This window comes from Pseudooceanicola profundus (assembly GCF_054919315.1).
This window is the reverse complement of the sequence record NZ_CM142898.1, coordinates 2,960,143-2,985,743: the sequence shown is the minus strand read 5'-3', so window position 1 is coordinate 2,985,743 and position 25,601 is coordinate 2,960,143. Positions and strand designations below refer to the sequence as shown.

The following is a 25,601-nucleotide window of genomic DNA, read 5'->3' as shown; positions in this document are numbered from 1 at the left end:
GTCAGTTCGAACCCGCGGCCCCGGTGGGGCTGTCGAGCGTCGGACCATTGCCATCGGTCACGAGGCCGATGTTGCTGAAGCCGCCGCGGTTCATCGCGCCCATGACCTGCATGATCTCGGCATAGGGCACCGTCCCGTCCGCCCGCAGGTAGACCCGGTCCGAGGCGCGTTCGGCGGCGATGCCGCGCAGCCGGTCGATCAGCTCGTCCCGGGGCACCTCGGTGGTCTGGATCATCACGGTGCCAGCCGCGGTCACGGTGACCGAGAGCGGCTCCTCCTGCTCGCCGGGCAGCGCCTCGGCGGCGGTCTTGGGCAATTCCACAGGCACGCCGACCACCATCAGGGGGGCTGCGACCATGAAGATGATCAGCAGCACCAGCATCACGTCCACGAAGGGCGTGACGTTGATTTCGGCCATGGGGCGCGCACGGCCCCCGTGACGCCGTCCCCGGCGGCCTCCGCCGCCGCCCTTTTGCATGACACCCGCGCCCATGGCTCAGGCGTCCAGCTGGCGCGAGAGGATGGTCGAGAATTCGTCGGCAAAGGCCTCGTAGCCGCCGATGATCCGGTCCGCGTCGGTGCTGATCTTGTTGTAGAAGATCACCGCGGGAATGGCCGCCAGCAGGCCCAGGCCGGTGGCAAGAAGCGCCTCGGCGATCCCCGGCGCCACGACGGCGAGGTTGGTGTTCTGCTGTTCGGCAATACCGATGAAGGCATGCATGATGCCCCAGACCGTGCCGAAGAGACCCACGAAGGGCGTGACCGAGCCGACGGTGGCCAGCACCGGCAGACCGGCCTGAAGCCCCTCGGCCTCGCGGGCGATGGCCACGTCCATGGCGCGGTCGATCCGGGCCTGCGCCCCGGCGATCAGCCCGCCATCGTCACGATGCGAGCGCCGCCATTCCGTCATGCCGGCGGCGAAGATGCGCTGCGCCCGCCCCGAGGGATCGGCACCGATCTGTTCATAGAGGTCGTCCAGCGGCTCACCGGACCAGAAGGCCCGATCAAAACGCGCCGCTTCGCGCCGGGCGGCGCGGTAGGTGGTGATTTTCTGGATGATGATCGACCAAGACCAGAACGAGGCGAGGATCAGCATGATCATCACCAGTTTCACTGTCAGGGTCGCACGTGCGAAAAGCGCCCACATGGAGAAATCCATGCCCTGCGCTGCCGCGAGAGTTTCTGCTTCCATCCGCCTGCTCTTTGCTTCGGCCTGTTATGCGTTGGCCGTTTATGGCTCTGTTTGCAGCGAAACTAGCGCATATCTGGTCAAAAGGCCAACACATTGCCGTGTGGCGGCGGCCCCCTGCCGGGGCCGGAGCAGGCTGTTTAATGCAGCAACAGGCGGATATTTGCCGGCAGACGCGTGGGATGACCGGTCTCCGTCAGGGCAACCAGCGTCACGTGGGAGGTAAAGAGCACGTCGCCGCCGCGCTTGACCTCCTGCAGCAGCACGATCCGCGCGCCCGAGACCTGTTCCGCCGTGGTCTCAACCACCAGTTCGTCATCGAAATGCGCGGGGCTCAGGTAGTCGGCCTCGACCCGGCGCACCGCAAAGACGATGCCCTCCTCCTGCTTCAGCGCGGTCTGGTCCACGCCGAGGGTCCGCACCCATTCGGTCCGGGCTCTTTCGATGAATTTCAGGTAGTTGGCGTAGTAGACGATCCCCGCGAGGTCGGTGTCCTCGTAGTAGACGCGCAGCGGGAAGAGATGGGCCATGGGCGGGATCCTCGTCTGGTTCAGCTCTGCTTTGCGGCCAAGGAACCACTCCCACGCTGCCACTGCAAGACGGCCCGCGCCCTGCCCTCTCAGCGGTGGGGCATTTGCAACAGCACCGGCCGCCCCGCCCCCGCATGGCGCGCCCGCAGGTTGCGCCCCCGGCGGCCCGGCGCCAGCGGCCGTGCCGGCACCTCGGAGGCACCGCAGAAGAAGGCGGAGAGGTGCGGGAAGATCGCCCGCAACTCGACGCGCTGCGCGACCGAGAGCGCCGCAAGAGACCCGGGCGCGAAGAGCAGCGTCTCGGCCGGCGCGCCTTCGGCAAGCACGATCTGGTGCCGATCAAGACGCAGGTGGACGTAGTGCACGCCATGCTTCGGCCTGTACCGCTCGATCCCCGGCAGGCCGACCAGCTGCACCGCGGCCACCAGCACCTCCTGCGCACCGAACATGCGGCCCGCGATGGCGGAACGGACCATCAGCCGGTGCTGCGGGGAAACCACGAGCGCCCGCTTCGGCAGACCGCCGCCAAGGGCACCGCGCCGGATCTTCACCGGGCAGGCCTCCGGCGCCTCCGCGAGACGCTTCTTGCCGATCCGCCGCGCGCCGCTCCAGCGCAGGGGCTGCGGGCCCTCGTCCAGCGTCATGACCAGATCGCCGGGCTGCAGCTGCTCGACCGGGACGTCGCCCTGCGGGGTCCGAATGCGGGTGCCGGCGGCGAAGCAGACGAACAGGTCGCTGGCCGCCACGCTGGGATGGTCGTCATCCACGGCGATGATCTGGTAGTCCACGCCCGGCTTGATCCGCGCGGTGGAGGCAAAGCCGTCGCCGTCGCCGTCGAGGCCCAGTTCATAGACGTAGATCGTGATGTTGTCCGCCGGATCGGAAGAGCCCACGGGCCGGATCACATAGGAGTACTCCGGCGTGATCCGCTCTCCGGCGGGGGCCGTCCCGCCATCCTGCGTGAGGCTGTCACGCAGGTCCTGATCCGTATCGCCGTCGTCGAAAGTGTCATCATCGTCGATGACCTCGATCACGTCCGGCGTCGCCCCGGCGTTGAGACGAAAGACGCTGCCGACGGCGCTGTCATTGGGGTTGACGTCATCCGCGAACGGGTCTGCGCCCGAAACGATCTGCACATCCGCGAGGTCGTACCCCAGGATCCGGTAAGCCATGCCTGTGTCTCTGCCTGCCTGTTTTCAGGTCTGGGTCGAAACAACAAAGATACTCTTTAACCCGACGCCCACACTCTACCCGGGCGCCCCTTCTGAGCACAGAGAGCACATTCTGTCCGCTTTGGCCAGCCTGCGCTGCAGCGCAGCAACGCGAATGGTGCAGAAAGGTTATTCGTCTTCCCAGTCTGCCGACGCGAGCTTCAGCGTCGCCCGCGCCGAAAGCCGCATGGCGTGGCTGGGGTCCTCGGAGGCCGAGGGCAGCAGCGGATCGTAGGCAGAGGCCAGCACCGCCGCGATCTCGGGCCGCAGCAGCGCGTTGCCCTGCGGATCGGCGACCAGCGGGCTCTGCTCGGCAAAGGCCGTCTCGGACCAGAGCATCAGCGCGCGCAGCGCCTGGTCGAGTGCCAGCGTCTCGGCCGGTTGTTCGGCCATCTCGCCGGTCAGGCGGACAAAGACGAAGGCCGCGCGGATCGCGCCGCTCTTCTCGAACCGGAACAGGCGGTATTGCTTGGCATCCGCCGCCTCCAACCGCCCCAGCAGATCGTCGAGACCGGGGATCAGGTGGTGCAGGTCAGGCAGAGCGGCCAGTTCCTGCCAGTCGCGCAGGAAGAAGACCATCAGGTTCACGCCCAGTTCCGGGTCCATGTCGGACATCTTGTGCCCGGCACTGGCCACCACCGCCTCGATCGCGCCCTTGAGTACCGGCAGGCTCTCGTCATCGACGCCCATGATCACGGGCACGATGGGCCGCTCCCAGCGGGCAAAGCGGAAGCTGCCGTCAGCGGCGGTGAAAAGCGCGGTGACCTCTTCGGGGGTCGGACGTGGGTCGATCATGGGGCCTCCAGATAGCGGCCCCACTTCTCCTCGAAAGCCGTGGCGAGGTCCACCCCCTCCTCCGCCGCGAGGCAGAGCAGGAACCCCAGCAAATCCGCCATCTCGGCCGCGAGATCGGCGCGCAGGGCCTCGGGAGCCGCATCGCTGCCCCGGGCGCGACCGTGCAGCTTGAGATAGGCGCCCGCCACCTCGCCCGCCTCTTCCGAGAGCTTGCCGAGGAGGAAGAGCCCGTCTCGCTCCACCCCGAAGGCCTCGACATACAGGTGGTTCACCGCGACGGCGCGGGCGGAGAGCGTGGCGATATCCATGACCTATCCGTCGAAGAAATCCGCCTGCCCCGGCGGGCGCGGCGGTGTCAGGCCAAGGTGCTGCCAGCCACGCTGCGCCAGCATCCGGCCCCGCGGCGTGCGCTGGATCAGCGTCTGCTGCAGCAGGTAGGGCTCGATCACCTCTTCCAGCGCATCGCGGCTCTCCGAGAGGGCGGCGGCCAGCGTCTCGATGCCCACCGGCCCGCCCTGGTAGCCTTCGCCGATCATCCGCAGGTAACGCCTGTCGGCCCCGTCGAGGCCCAACTGATCGACGCCCAGACGGGTCAGCGCGTTGTCGGCCAGGGCCTGCGTGATCCGCCCATCGCCCTCCACCACGGCGAAATCCACCACCCGGCGCAGCAGGCGACCCGCAATCCGGGGCGTGCCCCGGGCGCGGCGGGCGATCTCATGGGCGCCCGCGTCGTCGGCGGGCGCGCCGAGCAGGCGGGCGTTGCGGGTGACGATCTCGTGCAGTTCGTCCACCGTGTAGAACTGAAGCCGCGTGGGAATGCCGAAGCGGTCGCGCAGCGGCGTGGTCAAAAGGCCGAGCCGCGTGGTCGCCCCGACCAGCGTGAAGGGCTGCAACTCGATCCGCACGGTACGCGCGGCGGGCCCCTCCCCGATGACGAGGTCGAGCTCGAAATCCTCCATCGCGGGGTAGAGCACCTCTTCCACCGCCGGGTTCAGCCGGTGGATCTCGTCGATGAAAAGGACGTCGCGCGCCTCAAGGTTGGTGAGGATCGCCGCCAGATCGCCGGCACGGGCCAGCACCGGGCCGGAGGTCATGCGGAAGTTCACCCCCAGCTCGCGCGCCATGATCTGTGCCAGCGTCGTCTTGCCGAGGCCCGGAGGGCCATGGAACAGCGTGTGGTCCATCGCCTCGCCGCGCTGCCGGGCAGACTGGATGAAGATCTTGAGATTGGCGCGCGCCTCGGCCTGGCCGATGAACTCGTCCAGCCCCTGCGGGCGCAGGGCACGGCCATCGTCCTCGGGCAGCCTCTCGGGGCGCAGCGTCGGGTCGGGCTCGGTCATGGGGCTCTCCTGCAGGCGGTCGTCGGGCCCGCGCTCATTGCTTCGGCGCCAGCAGGCGCAGCGCCGCGCGGATCAGGGCCGAGGTCTCGGCGCCCTCGGTCTCCTGCGCCGCCTGTGCCACGGCGGCGGCGGCCTCGGAGGGGGCATAGCCCAGATTGGAGAGCGCCGACAGGGCCTCGGACTGGGCCGCGGCGGAAGTCTGGGCCGCCGAGGGCACGGCAGGCTTGCGCGCCGGCCTGGGCTTCGCCGGTTCGGCGGGTTCGATCAGCATGTCGTCGGGATCGGGCATGGCGGGCGAGGCCGCGGCCCCGCGCCCGGCCAGTGCCATGACGGAGGGCGCCTTGTCCTTCAGCTCGATCACCACGCGCTGCGCGGTCTTGGGGCCGATGCCCTTGGCCGCCTTGATCGCATTGGCATCGGCAAGCGCGATGGCGCGGCTGACGCCCTCCGCCCCCAGCGTGCCGAGGATCGCGAGCGAGGCCTTGGCCCCCACCCCCTGCACCGACATCAGCAGCCGGTGCCATTCCTTCTCCACCAGCGTCGGGAAGCCGAAGAGCTGCAACAGGTCCTCGCGCACCAGAAGATCGGTATAGAGCGCCACCGCCTCCCCCGGCCCCGGCAGGGCGGCGAGCGTCCGGTCGGAGCAATAGACGAGGTAGCCCACGCCCTTCACGTCGATCAGCACGTGATCGTCGGCCCGGTAATCCAGCCGCCCGGCGATCCGCCCGATCATGCCCTGATCCTCAGCGCGGCCCGGGCCGAGCCGATGTGGTGCGCATGGCAGATCGCGATGGCGAGCGCATCCGCCGCATCGGGCCCGGCCAGGTGAACGCCGGGAAGCTGCACCTTGACCATGTGGGCGACCTGCTCCTTCTGGGCGTGGCCGACGCCGACCACGGTCTTCTTGACGGCATTGGGGGCGTATTCACCGACCGGCAGCCCGGCCTGCGCCGTCACCAGCAGCGCGATCCCCCGCGCCTGTCCCAGTTTCAGCGTGCCCACGGCGTCCTTGTTGACGAAGACATTCTCGATCGCGACCGCCTCGGGCTGGTACTCCGCGATGACGGCGGTGAGGCCGATGTGCAGCGCATGCAGACGCTGGGCCATCTCGGTCCCCTCGCCGTGACAGATGCCGTTTCCGAGGTGGCGCAGGCGGCTGCCCTCCATCTCGATCATGCCCCAGCCCATGTTCCTGAGACCGGGATCGATTCCCATCACACGCATCGCACCTGCCCCTGTCCGTCGCTGTCCGCCGATTCCGGCTGTCGCGCTGCGAATCCCACGCCCGGGACGGCCCGAGCTGCGGCGGTTTCGCAACATCTTCTCTGCTCTGCGCCAGAAGTAGCACGAAAGGAGAACACGCGCCAAGCCCGATGCGCCACAAAGCCTGTCAAGCAAATTTCCGCCATTTTACCCCGAAATCCGGTGAAATCTTGCGTGACACCCCTCGAAACCGACCCCATGCAACGAATTTGCGACACGGAGTTCATCCGCATTGCACAAAGTTTTCATAACTTTTTCAGATATTTATAGCAGAAATGAGCTATGCACTGACTGCAACGGGGCTTTGCAAATGCCTCCGCTTGTTTTTTGTGCACGCTCGAAATATTTGCCGATCAGACGAATGATCAACCCCATATACAAGGACTGACACCATGGGTGCCTTCTACATTGCTGCCCCGAAAACCGACGCCACTGCCCTCTACGGCCGCATGGGCCGCGCCATCTCGACGCTGCTCGCCGCGATCTCCGACTGGAACGACGCCCGTGTGACCCGCAACGCCCTGTCGAAGCTCTCGGATCGTGAACTCGACGATATCGGCCTGACCCGCCGCGACATCGACCGCGTCAGCGTTTTCCGCTGATGGTCTGTCCGCAGGACCGACAGGCAGATAACCGGATAGCGCCACCTCAGATGGCCCCCCGGATCCGAAAAAGCCGCGCCCACCAGGGACGCGGCTTTTTTGATGTCTCACGAGACGGCCCATCGGCGGCCCTGCGGGACGAAACGTGACGATCAGCCGCCAAGCGACGCAAAGAGCTGCGCGAGCCAGAGCGTGACCACATCCGCCTGCATCACCCAGGCACCGGCACGTTCGATCAGGCCGCCTGCGCGCAGGCTGTCGAGATGGGCCACGTAGCTGGCCTCCCCCAGTCGCAGCATCAGGAAGACCTTGAACACGGTCATCATGACCGCGACCGCCAGCAGCAGGCGCAGCGGCAGCAAAAGCCGCGGCAACCGCCGCTTTGCTTTCATTTCCAGAAGCCCGTCGCGGCCCAGCACGGCGCGATATCCGTTGCTGTCCATCGTCTGGCGCTTGCGGTCGATGGACCGGACGCGGTCCTCGAAGGACCGCACTTTGACACTACCCATTGTGACTTCTCCGAGTTGACCTCTCCGAGCCGGCCCCCACCGGTCAGCGAGGGTTATCCGCGAGGAATGCGGCCAAATTAGGGATCGGAGAGGCCCTGAATCGGATCGGCGTCAGCCCCTGCGGGACCCCAGCCAAGGGGATCGGCCCCTGCGGGATCGGCCCGCAGGGGAACTGCCCACGCCGGCTCAACCTGTGCCGGATCAGGCGGCCTTGATCAGCGTCAGCGTGGTCCAGTCGCCGATGACTTCCTCGAAGTGCAGCGCGCAGCCCTGCGCGCCATAGGCCGCCTTCACCTCGTCCGCCTGCTCGTTCAGGATGCCCGAGAGGATCGCATAGCCGCCGGGTGCCAGATGCGCCGAGAGGTCGGGCGCCAGGTCCACCAGCGGGCCCTTGAGGATATTGGCAAAGATCAGGCCATAGGGCGCGCCCTCGGCGATCCGCGGATGGTCGAAGCCGGTGGCCTCGAGGCAGGTCACGGTCCCGGCCATGTCGTTGGCGGCGAGGTTCGCCTCGGCCACGTCCACGGCCACCGGGTCGATGTCGGAGGCCACGGGCACCCCGGGCCAGATCCGCGCGGCGGCCATGGCCAGCACGGCGGTGCCGCAACCGATGTCGGCGGTGCGGTCGGTCGAGAAACCCTCGGTCGCCAGACGGTCGAGCGCGCGCAGGCAGCCCAGCGTGGTGCCATGGTGGCCGGTGCCGAAGGCCATGGCGGCCTCGATCAGCAGGGGCTCGACGCCCTCGGGGACCTTGTCGGCGTCGTGCGAGCCATAGAGGAAGAAGCGACCGGCTTGCACCGGGGCCAGTTCACGCTTCACCTTGGCGACCCAGTCGGTCTCGGGCAGTTCGGAGACGGCGAAGGGTTTCGCCCCGAAGGCCGCGGCCAGCACGGCGAGACCGGCCTCGTCGGGGGCCTCGGTGAAATAGCCGCCCACCTCCCAGAGACCGGAGTCATCTTCCAGTTCGAAGACGCCCACACCGTAAGGCTCCGGGTCCAGACGCTCCATGGCTTCGCCGAGGCCCTCGGCCTGGGCCTTGCCGGGAAGGGTGGTGAAAGCGGTGAAGGTGGTCATGGCGTGCTCCTGCGGGTTTCGGCCCGGTTAGGCGGCGCGAGCCATAAGGTCAAGGGGCGTGAGGGTGGCGGCGCCCCTGCCCCGGCCTCCGGGAGTCCGACGCCCGGGCCAGGCGGACAGCGCTGCCGGCCGGATCAGACCGCCGGGAAGGTCCGACGCAGACGGGCGATGTGGCGCCAGCCGAGCCAGCCCGCCAGCAGCCCGATGGAGACATTCGCGAGAAGCTGCGCCACCAGCACGCCCTCCGCCCCGGCGACATGGCCCAGCCAGAAGGCCGCGGGCAGCGTGATCACCGCGTCCCGGGTCCAGGCGGAGGCCGTCGAGAGGATCGGCCGCCCGAGGTTGTTGAATGCCGCCCCCGCCACGTAGACCGCCCCGGCGAGCGCAAGCGACCATGCGGTCATCCGGCAGAAGAAGAGCACCACCTCGGCGCCCTCCTCGGACAGGCCGAAGCCCCGGACGATGGCCCCGCTGGCCGCGAAGAGCAGCACCCAGGCCACGAGCGCGTAGAGCACGCAGAAGATCAGAGCATCGCGATAGGCCGTGGCCACGCGGTCCAGCCGGCGGGCGCCGTAGTTCTGGCCAAAGATGCCGCCGATCGCCCCGGAGAGCGCGAAGATCCCCCCGAAGACGAGGATCATCAGCCGCAGCACCACGCCGAGACCTGCGACCGCGCTGTCGCCCTGCTCGGCCATGGCGCGGGTCAGGGCCCAGTTGCCGAAGGGGTTGGACATCTGCGCCAGCAGCGCGGGCACGGCGATGGCCACGTAGGGCCCGATCATGTTGCGCATGTTGCGCAGCGAGGGCGGCGCCAGCATGTCGTGGTGGCGCACCACCCACCAGAAGCCGAGCCCCGCCACGATCCCGCGCGACACCACGATCGAGAAGGCCGCCCCGTCCACGCCCCAGCCTGCCCAGAGGATCAGCACCGGGTCCAGCAGGATCGCCACGATCCCGCCCGCCAGCGTGGTGGCCATGGTGCGCCAGGCATCGCCAAGCGCCCGCAGCACCGCGCCCGAGCACATGCCGACGGCGATCATCGGCAGCGAGGGCAGCGAGATCCCGAGGAAGCGGTAGGCCACCTCCAGCACCTCGCCCTGCGCGCCGGAGGCCTCCAGCAGCGGGCGGCGCAGCAGCCAGGCCGCCGCGGCGAGCGTCGCCATGGTGAGGACCATGTAGATCATCGCGCTGGTGGCGATGCGCCGCGCCCGCGCCCGGTCATCGGCGCCAAGGGCGCGCGAGACGAGCGCATTGGCCCCGATGTTCATGCCGATGGAGATCGACATCAGGAAGAACTGGATCGTCCAGGCATAGCCTATGGCCGCGACCAGCGCCTCGACCCGCAGCTGGCCGACCCAGAACAGCGCCATGAAATCCACGAGGAACATGAAGCTGAGACCCAGCGAGCCGGACAGCGTCATGACCACCACGTGCCGCATGGTGGAGCCGGTCAGGAAGCGGGCCGGCGGTGCGGCCAGGGGCTTACTCTGCGGCACCGGTCATCAGGCGGCGCTGGAAGATCGTCTCGAAGCCCGGCTCGGGGTGGCGCGGGATCAGCAGCGCGAGGCAGAAGCTGCCGGCGGCAAAGCTGGCGGCGAGGCCGAAGACCGCCGCGGGCGAGATCAGCCAGAGGTAGCCGAGGCCCGCCGGCAGGAAGACCGCCGCGATATGGTTGATCGTGAAGGCCACGGCCGCGGTCGGCGCGATGTCCTGCGGATCGGCGATTTTCTGGAAGTAGGTCTTCAGCGCCAGCGCCATGGCAAAGAGCAGGTTGTCGATCACGTAGAGGGTGGAGGCGATCACCACGCCCCAGCCGAAGTAGTAGATCCCGCCGTAGAGCGAGAAGACCGTGACCAGCCCGCAGTATTCGAAGAGCAGCGTGCGGCGCTCGCCGAAGCGGCCCACGGCGCGGCCGATCAGCGGCGCGATGAAGACGTTCGAGGTCAGGGTGATCAGGAAGAGCCCCGTCACCTCGTGCACGTCGAAGCCGAAGCGCTCGACCATCATGAAGCCCGCGAAGACCACGAAGATCTGCCGCCGGGCGCCCGCCATGAATTGCAGCACGTAATAGAGCCAGTAGCGCCGGCGCAGCACGAATTTTTTCAGCTGCGGGTTCGGCGCGGCAAAGCTGGGGAAGAGCACCATGGCCGCAATGGCGATCACCGAGGTGACCCCGCCCGCGACCATGTAGACGATGTTGTAGGTCAGCCCGAGCGGGTCCCAGAGCACGACGATCAGCCCGTAGGACACCAGCGTCGCCGCCGAGCCGGTCGCCAGCAGCTTGCCCATGATCCGGGGCGCGTCCTTCTTGGGCAGCCACTGCAGTTGCAGCGACTGGTTCACCGTCTCGTAGTAGTGGAACCCGATGGAGGAGAGTAGCGTGATGATCATGATCCCCCCGAAGGTGGGGAACCACGCCGTCACCGCCGTCGCCACCCCCAACAGCAGCAGCGACAGCAGGCCGAGGAACTGTTCCTTGAAGAGCAGCAGCAGGACGATCACCCCGATGGCGAGGAAGCCCGGGATCTCGCGCACCGTGTGCAGCCAGCCGATGTCCGAGCCATCGAACTGCGCCACGTCGATGACGAAGTTGTTCAGCAGCGCGGACCATGTGGCAAAGGAGATCGGCATGGCGGCGGCCATGACGAAGAGCAGGACGATGGGCTGCTTCCAGCGGGGCGCGGCCGAGGGGGCCGTGGGGTGAGTCGCTTGGGTCATGCGAGACGTTTACGCGCGGGATTGTGACTTGGCGAGTGGCGCTGATCTGAATCAATGCAATATGAATATGAGCATGGCATAGCCCTGCCCCATGGAGACACCCGCCAAAGCGGGCGGGGGAGGCCCGGCGAGGCCCAAGGAGGCATGCCATGGATATCGTCACGCTGGTGGAAAGCATCGGAGAGCGGCCCTCGGCCGCGGTGCTGGGGCTGCTGACCGGGCTGATCTTCGGCGTCGCGGCACAGCGCTCGCGCTTCTGCCTGCGGGCCGCGACGGTGGAATTCGCCCGCGGCGCCATGGGCGACAAGGTCGCTGTCTGGCTGCTGACCTTCTCCACCGCACTCGTCTGGGTGCAGGGCGCGCAGCTGGCCGGGCTGATGCGGACCGAGGAGGCGCGCATGATGGCCGTGCCGGGCAGCTGGTCCGGCGCGGTGATCGGCGGGCTGATCTTCGGCGCGGGAATGGTCATGGCGCGGGGCTGCTCGGGCCGGCTGCTGGTGCTGGCCTCGACGGGCAACCTGCGCTCGCTGGTCTCGGGCCTCGTCTTCGCCGTGGTGGCGCAGATGAGCCTCGGCGGCGTGCTCAGCCCGCTGCGCGACCGGCTGGCCGCTCTATGGACCACGACCGGCGGCCGCAACCTCGACCTCGGCACAGCGCTGCATCTGCCCGACTGGGGCGGGCTCGCCCTCGGGCTGATCTTCGCGGCCGCTGCCCTCGGGATCGCCCGGCGCAACCGGATCGGGGCAGCGCGGCTCGTCTTTGCCTCGGGCGTCGGCTTCTCGGTCGCCGTGGGCTGGGTGCTGACCTTCACCCTCGCCTCGGTCAGCTTCGAGCCGATGCAGGTGGAAAGCGTCACCTTCACCGGCCCCTCCGCCCACACCCTGATGTTCCTGCTGGACCGGGCGCGGATGCTGGAGTTCGACATCGGCCTCGTGCCCGGCGTGGTGATCGGGGCGCTCGCCGCCTCGCTGCTGGCGGGCGAATTCCGCTTTCAGGGGTTCGAGGGTGAAGGCCCGATGCGCCGCGCCCTGACCGGGGCCGCGCTGATGGGCTTCGGCGGGATGCTGGCGGGGGGCTGCGCCATCGGCGCGGGCGTTACCGGCACCTCGATCCTCGCGGGCACCGCGTGGCTTGCGCTCTTCTGCATGTGGATCGGGGCGATGGCGACGGACCTGCTGATCGACCAGCGTCGCGCTCAGGTGGCCTGATCCATCAGTTCCGGCAGGTAGAGCCGCTTCAGCCGCAGGGCGAGCGCCTCGGGCCGGTCCCTCTCGTCCGGCCCCTGCCCCAGTGCGGCGAAGCCGAAGTTGGAGTGGCTGCGCAGGCTGAAGCACATGATGATCAGCGCCCCGATGCGGAACCGCAGCTCATCCTCCCCCAGCCGCGCCATGGGCGTCTCTGACAGCGCCTGCGCCAGACCCGCGATGATCTCGGAGAGCGCGCCCTCGAAGATGATGCCAAAGGCCTCGGCGTCCTCCGCCTCGCAGCGCATGAAGAAGCGCGGCCAGTCCTGCTGCGGCTTCTCCTGCAGGATATTGCGCACGGTCGCCTCCAGCGCCGCCTCGACCCGGGCCAGCGGCGGGGCCTGCGTGGAGAGCGCGCTGCGCACGTTGGCCGTCACCCCGCGGACGTTCTCGGCAATCTGCCCCGCGCAGGCGAGGTAGAGCTCCCGCTTGCCGCCGAAGTGGTAGGAGACCGCCGCCAGCCCCGCCCCGCTGCGCCTGGCGATGTCGCGCAGGCTGGCGCCTTCGTAGCCATGGGTGCCGAAAGCGGCGATGCCCGCCTCGATCAGGCGGGTGCGCTTGGCCTCGCTGCGCGCCTGCTGGCGCTCGGGCCGGGCGGGGGAGAAGGGGCAGCCGGTCATGCCCCGTCATACCAGAGCACCGCCCGGGGCGGCAACGAATTTGAAACGATCGTTCCAAAACTGTTGATGCAGAGGGGCGCGGCTGCTACCACGTCGGCACTCCTGCCGCGAAAGGGTCCGATCATGCCCCCTGCTCCCCGCCTGCCGCGTCTTCTTCTGTCGTCCTTCTTGGTGTGTGCGCCCGGCCTTGCCGTGGCGCAGGAGGCAGGCGCCCTGCCCGTCACCGTGGTGCGCGCCGATTTCGCCCCGGTCACGATCAGCGCCACGCTGACCGGCGTGACCGAGGCGAAGGACAGCGCCGACATGGCCTTCCGCGACGGCGGGCGCATCGTCGCGCTTGCGGTGGACGTGGGCGACCGTGTCACCGAGGGGCAGGAGCTTGGCCGGATCGACGACCGGCAGGCGCAGGAGGCGCTGCGCGAGGCGCAGGCGCAGCTGCGCGCGGCCGAGGCCAACCGCGACCGGGCCGAGCAGGAGTACACCCGACAGGGCGCCATGTACGACCGGGGCGTGACCACCGGCGCAACGCTCGACAGCGCGCGCGAAAGCTTCCGCACCGCCGTCTCCAGTGTCGAACAGGCCCGCGCCAGCGTCGAGCAGGCGCAGATCACCCTTGACGAGACCCGGCTGACCGCGCCCTTCGACGGCACGGTGACCGCCCGCAATGCCGATCCCGGCCAGATCGTCGGCGCCGCCACGGCGGTGCTGGAGCTGGCGGCGGATCGCGGCGTTGTGGCGCTGTTCTACACGCCCGAGGGCTATGTGGACGAGGCCGTCCATGCCCGCGAGATGAGCTTCAGCCTGCTGGACGAACCCGCGCTGCCGATCACCGGCACCGTGTCCGAGATCTCGCCGATGATCGACCCGACCAACGGCTCGGTCGCGGTGAAGGTGGCGCTGGACGCGGGCCCGGCGGCGATCCCGCTGGGGGCGGCGATCAGCGGGACGGTGCTCTTCGATATCCCCGACACCGCCGCCCTGCCGTGGGAGGCGCTGACCTCGGACGAGAGCGGGCCTGCGGTCTGGGTGATGGGCCCGGACGGGACGGCGTCGCTGACGCCGGTGACGGTGGAGCGCTACCAGACCGACCGGGTGCTGATCTCGGACGGCGTGACCGAAGGCGCGGAGGTCGTGGTGAAGGGGGCGCATCTGGTGTTCCCGGGCCGGGCCCTGCGCGTGGTGGAGGGCGAGTGATGGGGATGCGGTTTTTCGGGTCGCGCTTTTTCGAGTCGCAGTGGTTTGGTGCGGGCGCGCGCCGGGCGGGGACGATGCCGAAGGGCATGGTTGGGGGTACGCGTTGCACGGTATGGCCTGACGTGTCCTCCCTCGCGGCCATCGACAGAACTCATCGTGTCGATGGAACACATAGAAGCACCCGGTCTCTCCTGACCGCGCACCAAACCTCTCAAGAAGGTTCCGCCGGGCCGCAGGCCGGGCAGCGCCGACCCGCCCCCATGGGGCGGCGCGATCGCGCCACCCCGCGGGACGGCGCTGCCCTTCGCATACCTTACAGACGTGACGACATGACCGCTGCCACCACGACCGCAGCGCATGGCAGCGCGACGCCCCGGCACTGCCCCCTGTCGCATCGCCACAAAGGCAATCCCAAGCCAGCACTACCCTTCCTCCCCAAGGCCCTCCTCGCCCTCGCCCTGATCCCCCTCCTCGCCGCCTGCAAGGAGGAGGCCCCGCTAGACTATGGCCCCCGCCCCGTTGTCTCGATCCTCGTCACGCCCTCGACCATCGAGGCACGCGGCACTACCGGCACCGTCACCGCCGCGACCGAGAGCGACCTCGGCTTCCTGACCGCGGGCCGGATCATCACGCGCCCCGCCTCGGTCGGCGACACGGTCAGCGCGGGCGAGTTGCTCGCCAGCCTCGACGGCTCCGACCTCGAGAACACGCGCCGCTCCGCCGCCGCCGGCGTCAGCGCCGCCGAGGTGCAGCTGGAGACCGCCCAGCATACGCTCGACCGGGTGTCCGCCCTGCAGGCGCGCGGCGTGGCCAGCCAGTCCGACCTCGAGGAAGCCCAGCGCGGCCTTGCCGCCGCCGAGGCCGAGCGGGCCCGCGCCCGGGCCGCCCTGAAACGGGCCGAGGACGCGCTGACCCATACCGAGCTGAAGGCCCCCCGCGACGGCGTCATCACCGAGACCTACGAGGAGCCCGGCACCGTCGTCAGCGCCGGTCAGGCCGTGCTGCACATCGCCGCCACCGGCGAGCGCGAGGCCGTGATCGACGTGGCCGAGGCCGCCGCCCGCGTGCTGCGCCCCGGTGACGTCTTCGAGGTCAGCTCCCGCGTGACGCCGGGCATCCGCACCACCGGCACCTTGACCGAGATCGACCCGGTGGCCGATGCCACTACGCTGACCCGCCGCGCCCATATCGCGCTCGACAGCCCGCCCGAGGGGATGCGCCTCGGCGCGCTCGTCGTGGTGCGGCTGACCGGCGGGCGGGAGGAACGGCTGACGATCCCCCCCGCCCTGCTGATCCGCGACCGCGCCACGCCGACGGTCTGGCGCATCACCCGCGACGGCGACGGCGACACGGGCACCGTCAGCGCCGTGGAGATCGAGACGGAGGACGAGCCCGGCGGCACGCTGCGGGTGCTCTCCGGCCTCGAGATCGGGGACGAGATCGTCGCCAAGGGCGTCAATTCACTGAAGGACGGCGACAGCGTCGGCGCACGGGTGCAGCAATGACGGGTTTCAACCTCTCCGACTGGGCGCTGCGGCACCGCTCCTTCGTCTGGTATCTCATGATCGCCTCGCTGGTCGCGGGCGCGCTCAGCTACATCAGCCTCGGGCGGGAGGAAGATCCCTCCTTCACCATCAAGACCATGGTGATCTCCGCCTCGATGCCCGGCGCCTCGACCGAGGAGATGCGTGAACAGGTCACAGACCGGATCGAGAAGAAGCTGGAGGAACTGGACGAACTCGACGCCACCCGCTCGGTCACCGCGCCGGGGACCACGGTGGTCTATGTCGACCTTGCCCCCACCACCCGGGGGCCCGCGATCCCGCGGATCTGGCAGCAGGTCCGCAACATGATGTCCGACATCCGCGCCGACTTCCCCAGCGAGTTCCAGGGCTTCAGCTTCAACGATTCCTTCGGCGACGTCTTCGGCAACATCTACGCCTTCACCTCCGACGGCTTCTCGCCCCGAGAGATGCGCGATTATCTCGAGGAGATCCGCACCGAGGTGCAGGCCCTGCCCGACGCCGGCAAGGTCGAGCTTCTGGGCACCCGGGACGAGGTGATCTACCTCGAGTTCTCCACCCGCAAGCTTGCGGCCCTCGGGCTCGACCAGTCTCAGGTGATCTCGACCCTGCAGGACCAGAACGCGATCTCGCCCTCGGGCATCGTGGACACCGGGCAGGAGCAGGTCCTCGTCCGGGTCGGCGGGCAGTTCCAGGATGCGGCCAGCCTCTCTGCCGTGAACCTGCGGGTGGGCGAGCGCTTCTTCAATCTCTCCGACCTCGGCACGATCACCCGCGGCTACGAGGACCCGCCCTCGTCGGTCTTCCACCTCAACGGGCAGGAGGCCATGGCGCTGACCATCGGCATGGCCGAGGGCGGCAATATCCTCGACTTCGGCGAAGAGCTGAAGACGCTGATGGCGCGGGTGCAGGCCAACCTGCCGGTGGGCATCCAGATGCATCTTGTCGCGGATCAGCCCGACGTGGTGGATCACGCGGTGAGCGAATTCGTCCGCGCCCTCGTCGAGGCCATCGTGATCGTCCTCGCCGTGACCTTCGTCAGCCTCGGCCTGCGGGCGGGCTTCGTGGTCACGCTCTCGATCCCGCTGGTGCTGGCGCTGACCTTCGTGGTGCTGGAACAATGGGGCATCACCCTGCAACGGGTGTCCCTCGGGGCGCTGATCATCGCCCTCGGCCTGCTGGTGGATGACGCGATGATCGCCATCGAGACGATGATATCGCGGCTGGAGGTGGGCGACAGCCTGACCAAGGCCGCCTCCTTCGCCTGGACCTCGATCGCCTTCCCGATGCTCTCGGGCACGCTGGTGACGGTGGTGGGCTTCATCCCCATCGGGCTCAACGCCTCGCAGGCGGGGGAATACACCTTCTCGCTCTTCGTGGTGATCGCGGTCTCGCTGATGCTGTCGTGGTTCGTGGCGGTGCTCTTCGCGCCGCTTCTGGGTGTGACCTTCCTGCCCAAGACCATGAAGCACCACAACCCGGAGCCCGGCCGATTGCGCCGTGGCTTCCACGGTGCGCTGAAGACCACGATGCGCCATCCCTACCTCGCGATCCTCGCCACGCTGGCGATCTTCGCCACCAGCCTCTGGGGCATGAAGCACGTCGAATTCCAGTTCTTCCCCGCCTCCGACCGGCCGGAGCTTCTGGTGGACATCAACGCCCGCCAGAACAGCGCCATCGAGGACACGACCCGCACCATCGCCCGGCTGGAAAGCCACCTTGCCGGGGACGAGGACATTGAACACTGGACGGCCTACATCGGCCGCGGCGCGCCGCGCTTCCTGCTGACGCTGGACGTACCGACGCCCGGCCCCTTCATGGGGCAGCTGGTGATCCAGGCAAAGGACATCGAGGCCCGCGACCGGGTCCGCGCCAAGATCGATGCCCTTCAGGCGGACTTCCCGGGGGTCGAGCTCTTCCCCAAGCTGCTCGAACTCGGGCCGCCGGTGGGCAAACCGGTGCAGTACCGCGTCTCGGGCCCCGACACTGGCGAGGTGCGCCGCATCGCGCGCGAGCTGACCTCGCTCATCGCGCGCGATGACCGGCTGACCGCCATCGCGCCGGACTGGAACGAACCGGCCCGGGTGGTGCGCGTCGAGGTGGATCAGGACAAGGCCCGCCAGCTGGGCGTGGCGGTGGGGGACGTCTCGGGCGCGCTCTACTCCGTCTTCTCGGGCAAGACCGTGACCCAGCTGCGCGATGCGACCTACCTCGTGGACGTGGTGGCCCGGGGCGAGCCGGGCGACCGGACGGATGTCTCGGCGCTGGCCAACCTCCAGCTGCAAAGCTCGGACGGCACGCCGATCCCGCTCTCCAGCCTCGCGACTCTGGTCTACAGCACCGAACAGCCGGTGATCTACCAGCGCAACCGCCGCCCCACGATCACCGTCAAGGCCGCCATGGCCGGGGATGACCAGCCGCTTTCGGTGGTCGAGGACCTCGCCCCGGAGGTCGCGGCCTTTGCCGCCGAGGTGCCGCTCGGCTACCGGGTCGAGGCCGGCGGCACGGCGGAAAGCACCGGCGACAGCACCGGGCCCATCGCCGCGGTGGTGCCGCTCATGCTGCTGCTCATGGTCACGCTGGTGATGATCCAGATGCAGAGCTTCCGGCTCAGCCTGATCGTGCTGGCCGCCGCGCCGCTCGGACTGATCGGCGTCACTGCGGCGCTGCTGCTCTCGGGGGCGCCGCTCGGCTTCGTGGCGATCCTCGGGGTGCTGGCGCTGGTGGGCATCCTGATCCGCAACTCGATCATCCTCGTGCACGAGGTGGAGAACCAGCGCCACGCGGGCCTCAGCCGCTGGGATGCGGTCTTCACCGCCTCGGACAGCCGGGCGCGCCCGATCCTGCTGACGGCGGCGGCGGCGAGCCTCGCGCTGATACCGATCGCGCGGCAGATCTTCTGGGGGCCGATGGCCTATGCCATGATGGGCGGCATCATCGCGGGGACGCTGATCACGCTGCTCTTCGTGCCGGCGCTCTACATCGCGATCTTCCGGGTCAAGGAAGAGGCCGGGGCCTGAGTCGAAGCTGAGCCGGGCCCGCCCCGGGCCTGAGCCCCTGCCCCGGCGATGCCGCGCCCCAGCCCTTGGCAGCACGCGCGCCGCACCCGCCGCCGGAGCGGCGCGGCGCCCAGGCCGCCCCCTCAGAACAGGCGGTCGATGTCCTTCAGCGCGGCCTCGGTCCCCCAGGGGGCGTTGATCACGTACATGCCGGAACCCACCATGCGGTGCCCCTCGCGCACAGGCGGGAAGCGGACCTCGTGGCGGATCGCCCCGGGGAAGTCCTGCGCCTCGATGGCGCGCAGCATCGGCAGATGCACCGCGTCGCGCAGGATCGGATACCACAGCAGCACCACGCCCACGTTCCAGATCCGGTGCAGCTTCGAGAGGAAGATCGGCAGGCTGGTATAATCCGACTTCACTTCCCAGCTCGGGTCGATCAGCAGCAGGCCGCGGCGCGGCTCTGGCGGCGCCACGGAGAGCGCCATCTCGAACCCGTCCTGCCGGTGCAGCTTCGCGCCCCTGCCCTTCATCGCCTCGCGCAGCGCCTCGAACTCCTGCGGATGCAGCTCCGCGAGGTGCATCCGGTCATCGGGACGCAGGAACTCCGCCGCGATCCGGGGCGAGCCGGGATAGGCCTCGGGGCCCTCGGCCGCGCGCACGGCCGCCAGCGCCCGCAGATAGGGGTGATCCGCCGGCAGCGCGTCGAGCAGCCGCCCCACCCCCTGTGCCGCCTCCCCGGTCTTGAGCGCCTCGGCCCCGTCGAGGCGGTAAAGGGCTCTCCCGGAATGGGTTTCCATGTAGGTGAGGGGCTTGTCCTTGCCGCAGAGGTAGGACAGCACCGAGGCCAGCAGGGCGTGCTTGTGGACGTCTGCGGGATTGCCCGCGTGATAGGCGTGTTGATACGACAGCATGGCGCTCTCATATCCGTGTTCGCAGAAAAGCGGAATAGCGCCCATCGCGCCCGGCATGGGCCTTTTCCTGCGCAGAGCCTTTTCCTATAAGGGCCCACGGCCCCCCGCTCGGCAGAGTCGCGGGGGCTTGGGGTTATGCGGGACAGCAGCAGGACATCATGGGAATTTTCGACACGATGCCGGGGCTCTTTTCGTCGGATATGGCGATTGACCTCGGAACCGCCAACACGCTTGTTTATGTGAAAGGCCGGGGTGTCATCCTCTCGGAACCTTCAGTGGTGGCCTATCACGTCAAGGACGGCGTCAAGAAAGTGCTCGCCGTGGGCGAGGACGCGAAACTGATGCTGGGCCGGACGCCCGGCTCGATCGAGGCGATCCGCCCGATGCGCGAAGGCGTCATCGCGGACTTCGACGTGGCGGAGGAAATGATCAAGCATTTCATCCGCAAGGTGCACAAACGCTCGACCTTCTCGAAGCCGAAGATCATCGTCTGCGTGCCCCATGGCGCCACGCCCGTTGAAAAACGCGCGATCCGCCAGTCGGTGCTGTCCGCAGGCGCGCGCCGTGCGGGCCTGATCGCGGAACCGATCGCCGCGGCCATCGGGGCCGGCATGCCGATCACCGATCCCACCGGCAACATGGTCGTCGACATCGGCGGCGGCACCACCGAGGTGGCCGTCCTGTCGCTGGGCGACATCGTCTATGCCCGGTCGGTCCGCGTCGGCGGTGACCGCATGGACGAGGCGATCATCTCCTACCTGCGGCGCCAGCAGAACCTGCTGGTGGGCGAATCGACCGCCGAGCGCATCAAGACCTCCATCGGGACCGCCCGGATGCCCGACGACGGGCGCGGTGCCTCGCTGGTGATCCGCGGACGCGACCTGCTGAACGGCGTACCCAAGGAAACCGAGATCACCCAGGCCCAGGTGGCCGAGGCCCTCAGCGAACCGGTGCAGCAGATCTGCGAAGCGGTGATGACCGCGCTGGAAGCCACGCCCCCGGATCTGGCGGCGGACATCGTCGACCGCGGCGTGATGCTGACCGGTGGCGGCGCCCTGCTGGGCGATCTGGACCTCGCCCTGCGCGAGCAGACCGGCCTTGCGGTCTCCATCGCTGACGAAAGCTTGAACTGCGTCGCGCTTGGCACAGGGAAGGCGCTGGAGTACGAAAAGCAACTCCGCCACGCGATTGACTACGACAGCTGATCTGCCCACGCTGGTGGGGCGGTCGCGCTGCCCCACCGCAGTCGCGGCGGCCCGCCTCTAGGTATCGGGAGAGGGTCCCTTGGCCAGAAACCGGCAAGACGAGGATTATGTCACCCCGCTGCGGCGCCTGCTGGCCAGCGTCGTGGTGCTCTGCCTGATCGCGGTGTTCCTCGTCTGGCGGATCGACAGCCCGCGCGTGGAACGCTTCCGCGCACAGGTCGTCGACAAGGTGGTCCCCTCCTTCGACTGGGCCATGGCGCCCGTCACCGCGACCGTGAACATCCTGCGGGATTTCCAGTCCTACCGGCGCATCCACGAACAGAATCAGGAACTGCGGCGCGAGTTGCAGCAGATGAAGGCGTGGAAAGAGGCCGCGCTCCAGCTGGAGCAGGAGAACGCCCGCCTGCTGGACCTCAACAATGTCCGGCTCGACCCGCGGCTGACCTATATCACCGGCGTCGTCATGGCCGACAGCGGCTCGCCCTTCCGGCAGTCGGTGCTGCTGAACGTGGGCGCCCGCGACGGGATCGTCGACGGCTGGGCCGCGATGGACGGCATCGGCCTCGTCGGGCGGATCAGCGGCGTGGGCAGTGCCACCTCGCGGGTGGTGCTGCTGACCGATACCTCCTCCCGCGTGCCGGTGACGGTGCAGCCTTCGGGGCAACGCGCGATGCTGATGGGCGACAATACCGTGGCGCCCCATATCGACTTCCTCGAGGACAAGGACCTCGTGCGGCCCGGGGACCGGGTGATCAGCTCGGGCGATGGCGGGGTCTTCCCCGCCGGCCTGCTGGTCGGCCAGGTGGCCGAGGACCCGGGCGGGCGCCTGCGCGTGCGCCTCGCCGCCGACTACGAGCGGCTGGAGTTCCTGCGCGTGCTGCGCCACCTCGGCTCCGATCCGCTGCGCGATCCCGGCGGGATCGTGGGGCCGCTGCTGCCCGGCCACATGGCCGAGGAAGCCGCCACGACGGCGGAGACGCCCGATGGCTGAGGTCACGATCACCCCGGCCTCCCGCCTCTGGGTGATGCGGGGGGTCTTCGTGCTGCTGGCCCTCGTGGTGATGCTCTTCAACCTGATGCCGCTGGAGACGCTGCCGCGCAAGTGGGCCGGGCCGGACCTGATCCTCGTGCTCTGCATCGGCTTCACCCTGCGGCGGCCCGATTACGCGCCGCCGGTCCTCGTGGGGCTCGTGGTCTTCATGGCCGACCTGCTGTTCCAGCGCCCGCCCGGCCTGATGGCCGCTGTGACCGTGCTGGCCTGCGAATACCTCAAGTACCGCGCCCGCGGCCTGCGCGAACTGCCTTTCCCGGTGGAATGGCTGGCGGCCGGCCTCGGCGTTGTGCTGGTGCTGGGGGGCTTCCGGCTCTCGCTCTCGCTCTTCCTGATCGACACGCCGCCGCTGACCATGACGGCGATCCGCGCGCTCGCCACGATCCTCGCCTACCCGGTCGTCGTGCTGCTGCTGCAGGCCCTTCTCGGGCTGCGCAAGCAGGGACCGGGCGACACCGACTCGCTGGAGTTCCGCTGACATGGCCCGGCCCCCCCGCAATCCCCGCGACAACGCCACCTCCAAGGGCAAGTTCACCCGCCGCGGCCTGATCCTCGGCGGGATGCAGGCCGGGTTCATGGGCCTGCTGGCCCTGCGCATGCGCTACATGCAGGTCGATCAGGCGGACCAGTTCCGCCTGCTGGCCGAGGAGAACCGGATCAACATCCGCCTGATCCCGCCCGCGCGGGGCGAGATCTTCGACCGCATGGGCGTGCCGATCGCCAGCAACGAACCGGCCTACCGGATCACCATCGTGCGCGAGGACGCGGGCGACGTGGAGGAGGTCATCGCCCGGCTGAAGGAGCTGGTGCCGCTGGACCCGGACGAGCTGGAGCGCGCGCTGGCCGAGACGAAACGCTCTGCCCCCTTCCTGCCGATCACGCTGGCGGACCGGGTGACCTGGGAAGACGTCTCCAAGGTCGCGGTCAACGCCCCTGCCCTGCCCGGCATCACGCCCGAGGTCGGCCTGTCGCGGTCCTACCCGATGAAGCAGGACTTCGCCCATGTGGTGGGCTACGTCGGCCCGGTGTCGGATTACGATCTCGAGCGGATCGAGGACCCGGACCAGCTGCTGCGCATCCCGCGGTTCCAGATCGGCAAGGTCGGGCTGGAATCCAAGATGGAGGACCAGCTGCGCGGCAAGGCCGGCGCCCGGCGGGTCGAGGTCAACGCGGTGGGCCGCGTCATGCGCGAGCTGTCGCGCCGCGAGGGCGAGGCCGGGGCGAACCTGCAGCTTTCCATCGACCACCGGCTGCAGAACTACATCCTTGCCCGACTGGGCAACGAAAGTGCCGCCGCCGTGGTGGTGGACTGCAAGACCGGCGACCTTCTGGGCATCGGCTCGGCCCCGGCCTTCGATCCCAACCTCTTCGTGCGCGGCATCTCCGTCTCCGACTACCGCCTGCTGACGGAAAACGACCACCGCCCGCTGGCCTCCAAGACCGTGCAGGGCACCTATCCGCCCGGCTCCACCTTCAAGATGGTGGTGGGGCTCGCGGGATTGGAATCCGGTGAGATCGGCCCCGAGAGCACCTTCTACTGCCCCGGCCACCTCGACGTGTCGGGCCGCCGCTTCCACTGCTGGAAACGGGGCGGTCACGGGCACCTGAACCTCGAGGGTGCGCTGCGGGAAAGCTGCGACGTCTATTTCTACGAACTGGCCATGCGGATCGGGATCGAGAAGATCTCGGACATGGCGAACCGGCTGGGCCTCGGCGTGCGCCATGACCTGCCGATGTCCGCCGTGGCGCAGGGCCTGACCCCCACGAAGGCGTGGAAGCGCGAGGTCCGTGGCGAGGAATGGCGCATCGGGGACAGCGTGAACGCCGCCATCGGACAGGGCTACGTGCTGGCCTCGCCGATGCAGCTGGCGCTGATGACCGCGCGGATCGCCTCCGGCAAGGCGCTGGACCCGCGGCTGATCAAGAGCATCAACGGGGTCGAGCAGCCGATCATTGGCGACGTGCCCCTCGACATCAACGAGAACCACCTGCGCCTCGTGCGCAAGGGGATGTACGCCGTGTCGAACGACCGGCGCGGCACCGGCTATGGCAGCCGGGTGATCTCGGACACGATCCGGCTCGCGGGGAAATCCGGCACCAGCCAGGTGCGCAACATCACCGCCGCCGAACGGCGTGCGGGCGTAACCTCGAACGCGGACCTGCCGTGGAACCGGCGCGACCACGCGCTCTTCGTCGAATTCGCACCCTATGACGATCCGCAGGTCGCCACCGCCGTGGTGGTGGAACACGGCGGCGGCGGCTCCTCCGTCGCGGCGCCGATCGCGCGGGACGTGACGCTTCAGGCGCTCTTCCAGGGCGATCCGCCGCTCGACATCTACCCCGCCAAGGACCGCGAGAAGATCCGCGTCCAGCAGGAACGCCTGCGCGAGATGCGCCCGCCCGAGATCACGGAACGGAAGTCCCGCGCATGAGCTACCTCGAGTATTCGGTCAAGACGGTCCCCTCCGGCCTGCGCAAGATCTTCTACGTGAACTGGCCTCTGGCGCTGCTGCTGACGGCGGTGGCCTCGGTCGGCTTCCTGATGCTCTACTCAGTCGCCGGCGGCTCGTTCAATCCCTGGGCCGAACCGCAGATGAAGCGCTTTGCCATCGGCATGATCGCGATGTTCGTCATCGGCATGGTGCCGATCTGGTTCTGGCGCAACCTCTCGGGCGTGGCCTATGCGGGCACGCTGGTGCTGCTGATCTTCGTGGAGTTCTTCGGCACCGTGGGCATGGGCGCACAGCGCTGGATCGACATCGGCTTCATGCGGCTGCAGCCCTCGGAACTGATGAAGATCGCCCTCGTGATGCTGCTGGCCGCCTATTACGACTGGCTGCCCACGCGCAAGGTCTCGCATCCGCTCTGGGTGCTGGTGCCGGTGCTGATGATCCTCGTGCCCACCTACCTCGTGCTGAAGCAGCCCGACCTCGGCACTGCTGTCCTGCTGATGGCGGGCGGCGGCGCGGTGATGTTCCTCGCGGGCGTCCACTGGGGCTATTTCGCCGTGGTCATCGGGGCGGCCATCGGCCTCGTCGCCACGGTCTTCCAGTCGCGCGGCACCTCGTGGCAGCTGATCAAGGACTACCAGTTCCGCCGGATCGACACCTTCCTCGATCCCTCCAACGATCCGCTCGGCGCGGGCTACCACATCACCCAGTCCAAGATCGCCCTCGGCTCGGGCGGATGGGCCGGGCGCGGCTACATGCAGGGCACCCAGTCGCGGCTGAACTTCCTGCCCGAGAAGCACACCGACTTCATCTTCACCACGCTTGCCGAGGAGTTCGGCTTCGTCGGCGGGGCGTCGCTGCTGATCCTCTACGCGCTGATCCTGCTGTTCTGCATTTCCTCGGCGATGGCGAACAAGGACCGCTATTCCTCGCTGCTGATCTTCGGCATCACGACGACCTTCTTCCTGTTCTTCGCGGTGAACATGTCGATGGTGATGGGCCTTGCCCCCGTCGTGGGCGTGCCGCTGCCGCTGGTGAGCTACGGCGGCTCGGCGATGATCGTGCTTCTGGCGGCCTTCGGCCTCGTGCAGTCGGCCCATATCCACCGCCCGCGCTGAGGCGGCGTCGGATGTGAGTATTTTCGGAAAGATGAAGCGGGGGCCCGCATCG

Annotated in this window: 25 protein-coding genes; 10 read left to right on the top strand and 15 right to left on the bottom strand. The window is 68.7% G+C overall.

Features of this window, described 5'->3' with window-relative positions:
- Position 1: 1 nt before the first annotated feature.
- The 9 genes from tolR to ruvC all read right to left on the bottom strand — a co-directional run bounded on the left by tolR (position 2) and on the right by ruvC (position 6,289).
- Positions 2 to 493, bottom strand: coding sequence for a protein TolR (tolR, locus tag ACX9MO_RS13770; protein ID WP_222489276.1), 492 nt, complete (start codon positions 491 to 493; stop codon positions 2 to 4).
- A 3-nt stretch (positions 494 to 496) separates the two neighbouring features.
- Entirely contained in the window at positions 497 to 1,192 is a 696-nt protein-coding gene (tolQ, locus tag ACX9MO_RS13765; protein ID WP_222489275.1) for a protein TolQ, read from the bottom strand.
- A gap of 137 nt (positions 1,193 to 1,329) precedes the next feature.
- The gene (gene ybgC / locus ACX9MO_RS13760) at positions 1,330 to 1,719 is read right to left on the bottom strand and encodes a tol-pal system-associated acyl-CoA thioesterase (RefSeq protein ID WP_222489274.1); all 390 of its coding nucleotides are present in this window, start codon (positions 1,717 to 1,719) and stop codon (positions 1,330 to 1,332) included.
- A gap of 89 nt (positions 1,720 to 1,808) precedes the next feature.
- Positions 1,809 to 2,891 (bottom strand): Hint domain-containing protein, encoded by a 1,083-nt coding sequence (locus ACX9MO_RS13755; RefSeq protein ID WP_462212253.1) that lies wholly within the window; start codon positions 2,889 to 2,891, stop codon positions 1,809 to 1,811.
- A 168-nt stretch (positions 2,892 to 3,059) separates the two neighbouring features.
- On the bottom strand, positions 3,060 to 3,725 hold the full coding sequence (locus ACX9MO_RS13750) for a hypothetical protein (protein ID WP_462212252.1): 666 nt from the start codon (positions 3,723 to 3,725) through the stop codon (positions 3,060 to 3,062).
- Complete coding sequence (locus ACX9MO_RS13745; RefSeq protein WP_462212251.1) at positions 3,722 to 4,033, bottom strand: pyrophosphohydrolase domain-containing protein; 312 nt, start codon at positions 4,031 to 4,033, stop codon at positions 3,722 to 3,724. The genes ACX9MO_RS13750 and ACX9MO_RS13745 overlap by 4 nt, the downstream gene beginning before the upstream one ends.
- A gap of 3 nt (positions 4,034 to 4,036) precedes the next feature.
- Positions 4,037 to 5,065, bottom strand: a complete 1,029-nt coding sequence (gene ruvB / locus ACX9MO_RS13740; protein ID WP_222489270.1) for a Holliday junction branch migration DNA helicase RuvB — start codon at positions 5,063 to 5,065, stop codon at positions 4,037 to 4,039.
- A gap of 34 nt (positions 5,066 to 5,099) precedes the next feature.
- Positions 5,100 to 5,798, bottom strand: a complete 699-nt coding sequence (gene ruvA, locus ACX9MO_RS13735; RefSeq protein ID WP_462212250.1) for a Holliday junction branch migration protein RuvA — start codon at positions 5,796 to 5,798, stop codon at positions 5,100 to 5,102.
- The gene (gene ruvC, locus ACX9MO_RS13730) at positions 5,795 to 6,289 is read right to left on the bottom strand and encodes a crossover junction endodeoxyribonuclease RuvC (protein WP_462212249.1); all 495 of its coding nucleotides are present in this window, start codon (positions 6,287 to 6,289) and stop codon (positions 5,795 to 5,797) included. Before ruvC ends, ruvA begins: the two co-directional genes overlap by 4 nt.
- 431 nt (positions 6,290 to 6,720) lie before the next feature.
- Here ruvC and ACX9MO_RS13725 point away from each other — a divergent pair, with 431 nt between their 5' ends.
- Positions 6,721 to 6,930 carry a DUF1127 domain-containing protein gene (locus tag ACX9MO_RS13725; RefSeq protein ID WP_462212248.1) on the top strand — a complete coding sequence of 70 codons (210 nt, stop codon included), beginning with the start codon at positions 6,721 to 6,723 and terminating at the stop codon, positions 6,928 to 6,930.
- A gap of 152 nt (positions 6,931 to 7,082) precedes the next feature.
- On the opposite strand, the gene ACX9MO_RS13720 is transcribed toward ACX9MO_RS13725, so the two are convergent.
- The 4 genes from ACX9MO_RS13720 to ACX9MO_RS13705 all read right to left on the bottom strand — a co-directional run bounded on the left by ACX9MO_RS13720 (position 7,083) and on the right by ACX9MO_RS13705 (position 11,231).
- Positions 7,083 to 7,439, bottom strand: a complete 357-nt coding sequence (locus ACX9MO_RS13720) for a hypothetical protein (RefSeq protein WP_462212247.1) — start codon at positions 7,437 to 7,439, stop codon at positions 7,083 to 7,085.
- Between the two features lie 201 nt (positions 7,440 to 7,640).
- The gene (locus ACX9MO_RS13715; protein WP_462212246.1) at positions 7,641 to 8,513 is read right to left on the bottom strand and encodes a 50S ribosomal protein L11 methyltransferase; all 873 of its coding nucleotides are present in this window, start codon (positions 8,511 to 8,513) and stop codon (positions 7,641 to 7,643) included.
- Positions 8,514 to 8,647: 134 nt separating this feature from the next.
- On the bottom strand, positions 8,648 to 10,009 hold the full coding sequence (locus ACX9MO_RS13710; RefSeq protein WP_462212245.1) for an MATE family efflux transporter: 1,362 nt from the start codon (positions 10,007 to 10,009) through the stop codon (positions 8,648 to 8,650).
- Positions 9,996 to 11,231: an MFS transporter gene (locus ACX9MO_RS13705; RefSeq protein ID WP_462212244.1), complete on the bottom strand. Its 1,236-nt coding sequence runs from the start codon at positions 11,229 to 11,231 to the stop codon at positions 9,996 to 9,998. The genes ACX9MO_RS13710 and ACX9MO_RS13705 overlap by 14 nt, the downstream gene beginning before the upstream one ends.
- Before the next feature lie 149 nt (positions 11,232 to 11,380).
- Between ACX9MO_RS13705 and ACX9MO_RS13700 the strand changes: the two genes are divergently transcribed.
- A complete protein-coding gene (locus tag ACX9MO_RS13700) occupies positions 11,381 to 12,439 on the top strand; it encodes a YeeE/YedE family protein (RefSeq protein WP_462212243.1) in 1,059 nt (352 codons plus the stop codon).
- Here the strand turns inward: ACX9MO_RS13700 and ACX9MO_RS13695 are convergent.
- Positions 12,427 to 13,095 carry a TetR/AcrR family transcriptional regulator gene (locus tag ACX9MO_RS13695; RefSeq protein ID WP_462212242.1) on the bottom strand — a complete coding sequence of 223 codons (669 nt, stop codon included), beginning with the start codon at positions 13,093 to 13,095 and terminating at the stop codon, positions 12,427 to 12,429. The genes ACX9MO_RS13700 and ACX9MO_RS13695 overlap by 13 nt on opposite strands.
- 123 nt (positions 13,096 to 13,218) lie before the next feature.
- On the opposite strand from ACX9MO_RS13695, the gene ACX9MO_RS13690 reads away from it, so the two are divergent.
- From ACX9MO_RS13690 to ACX9MO_RS13680, 3 genes are all read left to right on the top strand, one after another.
- Complete coding sequence (locus tag ACX9MO_RS13690; protein ID WP_462212241.1) at positions 13,219 to 14,289, top strand: efflux RND transporter periplasmic adaptor subunit; 1,071 nt, start codon at positions 13,219 to 13,221, stop codon at positions 14,287 to 14,289.
- Between the two features lie 329 nt (positions 14,290 to 14,618).
- Entirely contained in the window at positions 14,619 to 15,794 is a 1,176-nt protein-coding gene (locus ACX9MO_RS13685; RefSeq protein WP_462212240.1) for an efflux RND transporter periplasmic adaptor subunit, read from the top strand.
- Complete coding sequence (locus tag ACX9MO_RS13680; protein ID WP_462212239.1) at positions 15,791 to 18,832, top strand: efflux RND transporter permease subunit; 3,042 nt, start codon at positions 15,791 to 15,793, stop codon at positions 18,830 to 18,832. The genes ACX9MO_RS13685 and ACX9MO_RS13680 overlap by 4 nt, the downstream gene beginning before the upstream one ends.
- Before the next feature lie 122 nt (positions 18,833 to 18,954).
- Here the strand turns inward: ACX9MO_RS13680 and rlmJ are convergent, their stop codons facing one another.
- The gene (rlmJ, locus tag ACX9MO_RS13675) at positions 18,955 to 19,725 is read right to left on the bottom strand and encodes a 23S rRNA (adenine(2030)-N(6))-methyltransferase RlmJ (RefSeq protein ID WP_222489257.1); all 771 of its coding nucleotides are present in this window, start codon (positions 19,723 to 19,725) and stop codon (positions 18,955 to 18,957) included.
- 158 nt (positions 19,726 to 19,883) lie between these two features.
- Between rlmJ and ACX9MO_RS13670 the strand changes: the two genes are divergently transcribed.
- The 5 genes from ACX9MO_RS13670 to rodA all read left to right on the top strand — a co-directional run bounded on the left by ACX9MO_RS13670 (position 19,884) and on the right by rodA (position 25,549).
- Positions 19,884 to 20,930 (top strand): rod shape-determining protein, encoded by a 1,047-nt coding sequence (locus ACX9MO_RS13670; RefSeq protein ID WP_315900393.1) that lies wholly within the window; start codon positions 19,884 to 19,886, stop codon positions 20,928 to 20,930.
- A 79-nt stretch (positions 20,931 to 21,009) separates the two neighbouring features.
- Complete coding sequence (gene mreC / locus ACX9MO_RS13665; protein ID WP_222489256.1) at positions 21,010 to 21,921, top strand: rod shape-determining protein MreC; 912 nt, start codon at positions 21,010 to 21,012, stop codon at positions 21,919 to 21,921.
- Complete coding sequence (locus ACX9MO_RS13660) at positions 21,914 to 22,459, top strand: rod shape-determining protein MreD (RefSeq protein WP_222489255.1); 546 nt, start codon at positions 21,914 to 21,916, stop codon at positions 22,457 to 22,459. The genes mreC and ACX9MO_RS13660 overlap by 8 nt, the downstream gene beginning before the upstream one ends.
- Position 22,460: 1 nt before the next feature.
- Positions 22,461 to 24,413, top strand: coding sequence for a penicillin-binding protein 2 (gene mrdA / locus ACX9MO_RS13655; RefSeq protein ID WP_462212238.1), 1,953 nt, complete (start codon positions 22,461 to 22,463; stop codon positions 24,411 to 24,413).
- Entirely contained in the window at positions 24,410 to 25,549 is a 1,140-nt protein-coding gene (gene rodA, locus ACX9MO_RS13650) for a rod shape-determining protein RodA (RefSeq protein ID WP_222489253.1), read from the top strand. Before mrdA ends, rodA begins: the two co-directional genes overlap by 4 nt.
- Positions 25,550 to 25,601: the final 52 nt, after the last annotated feature.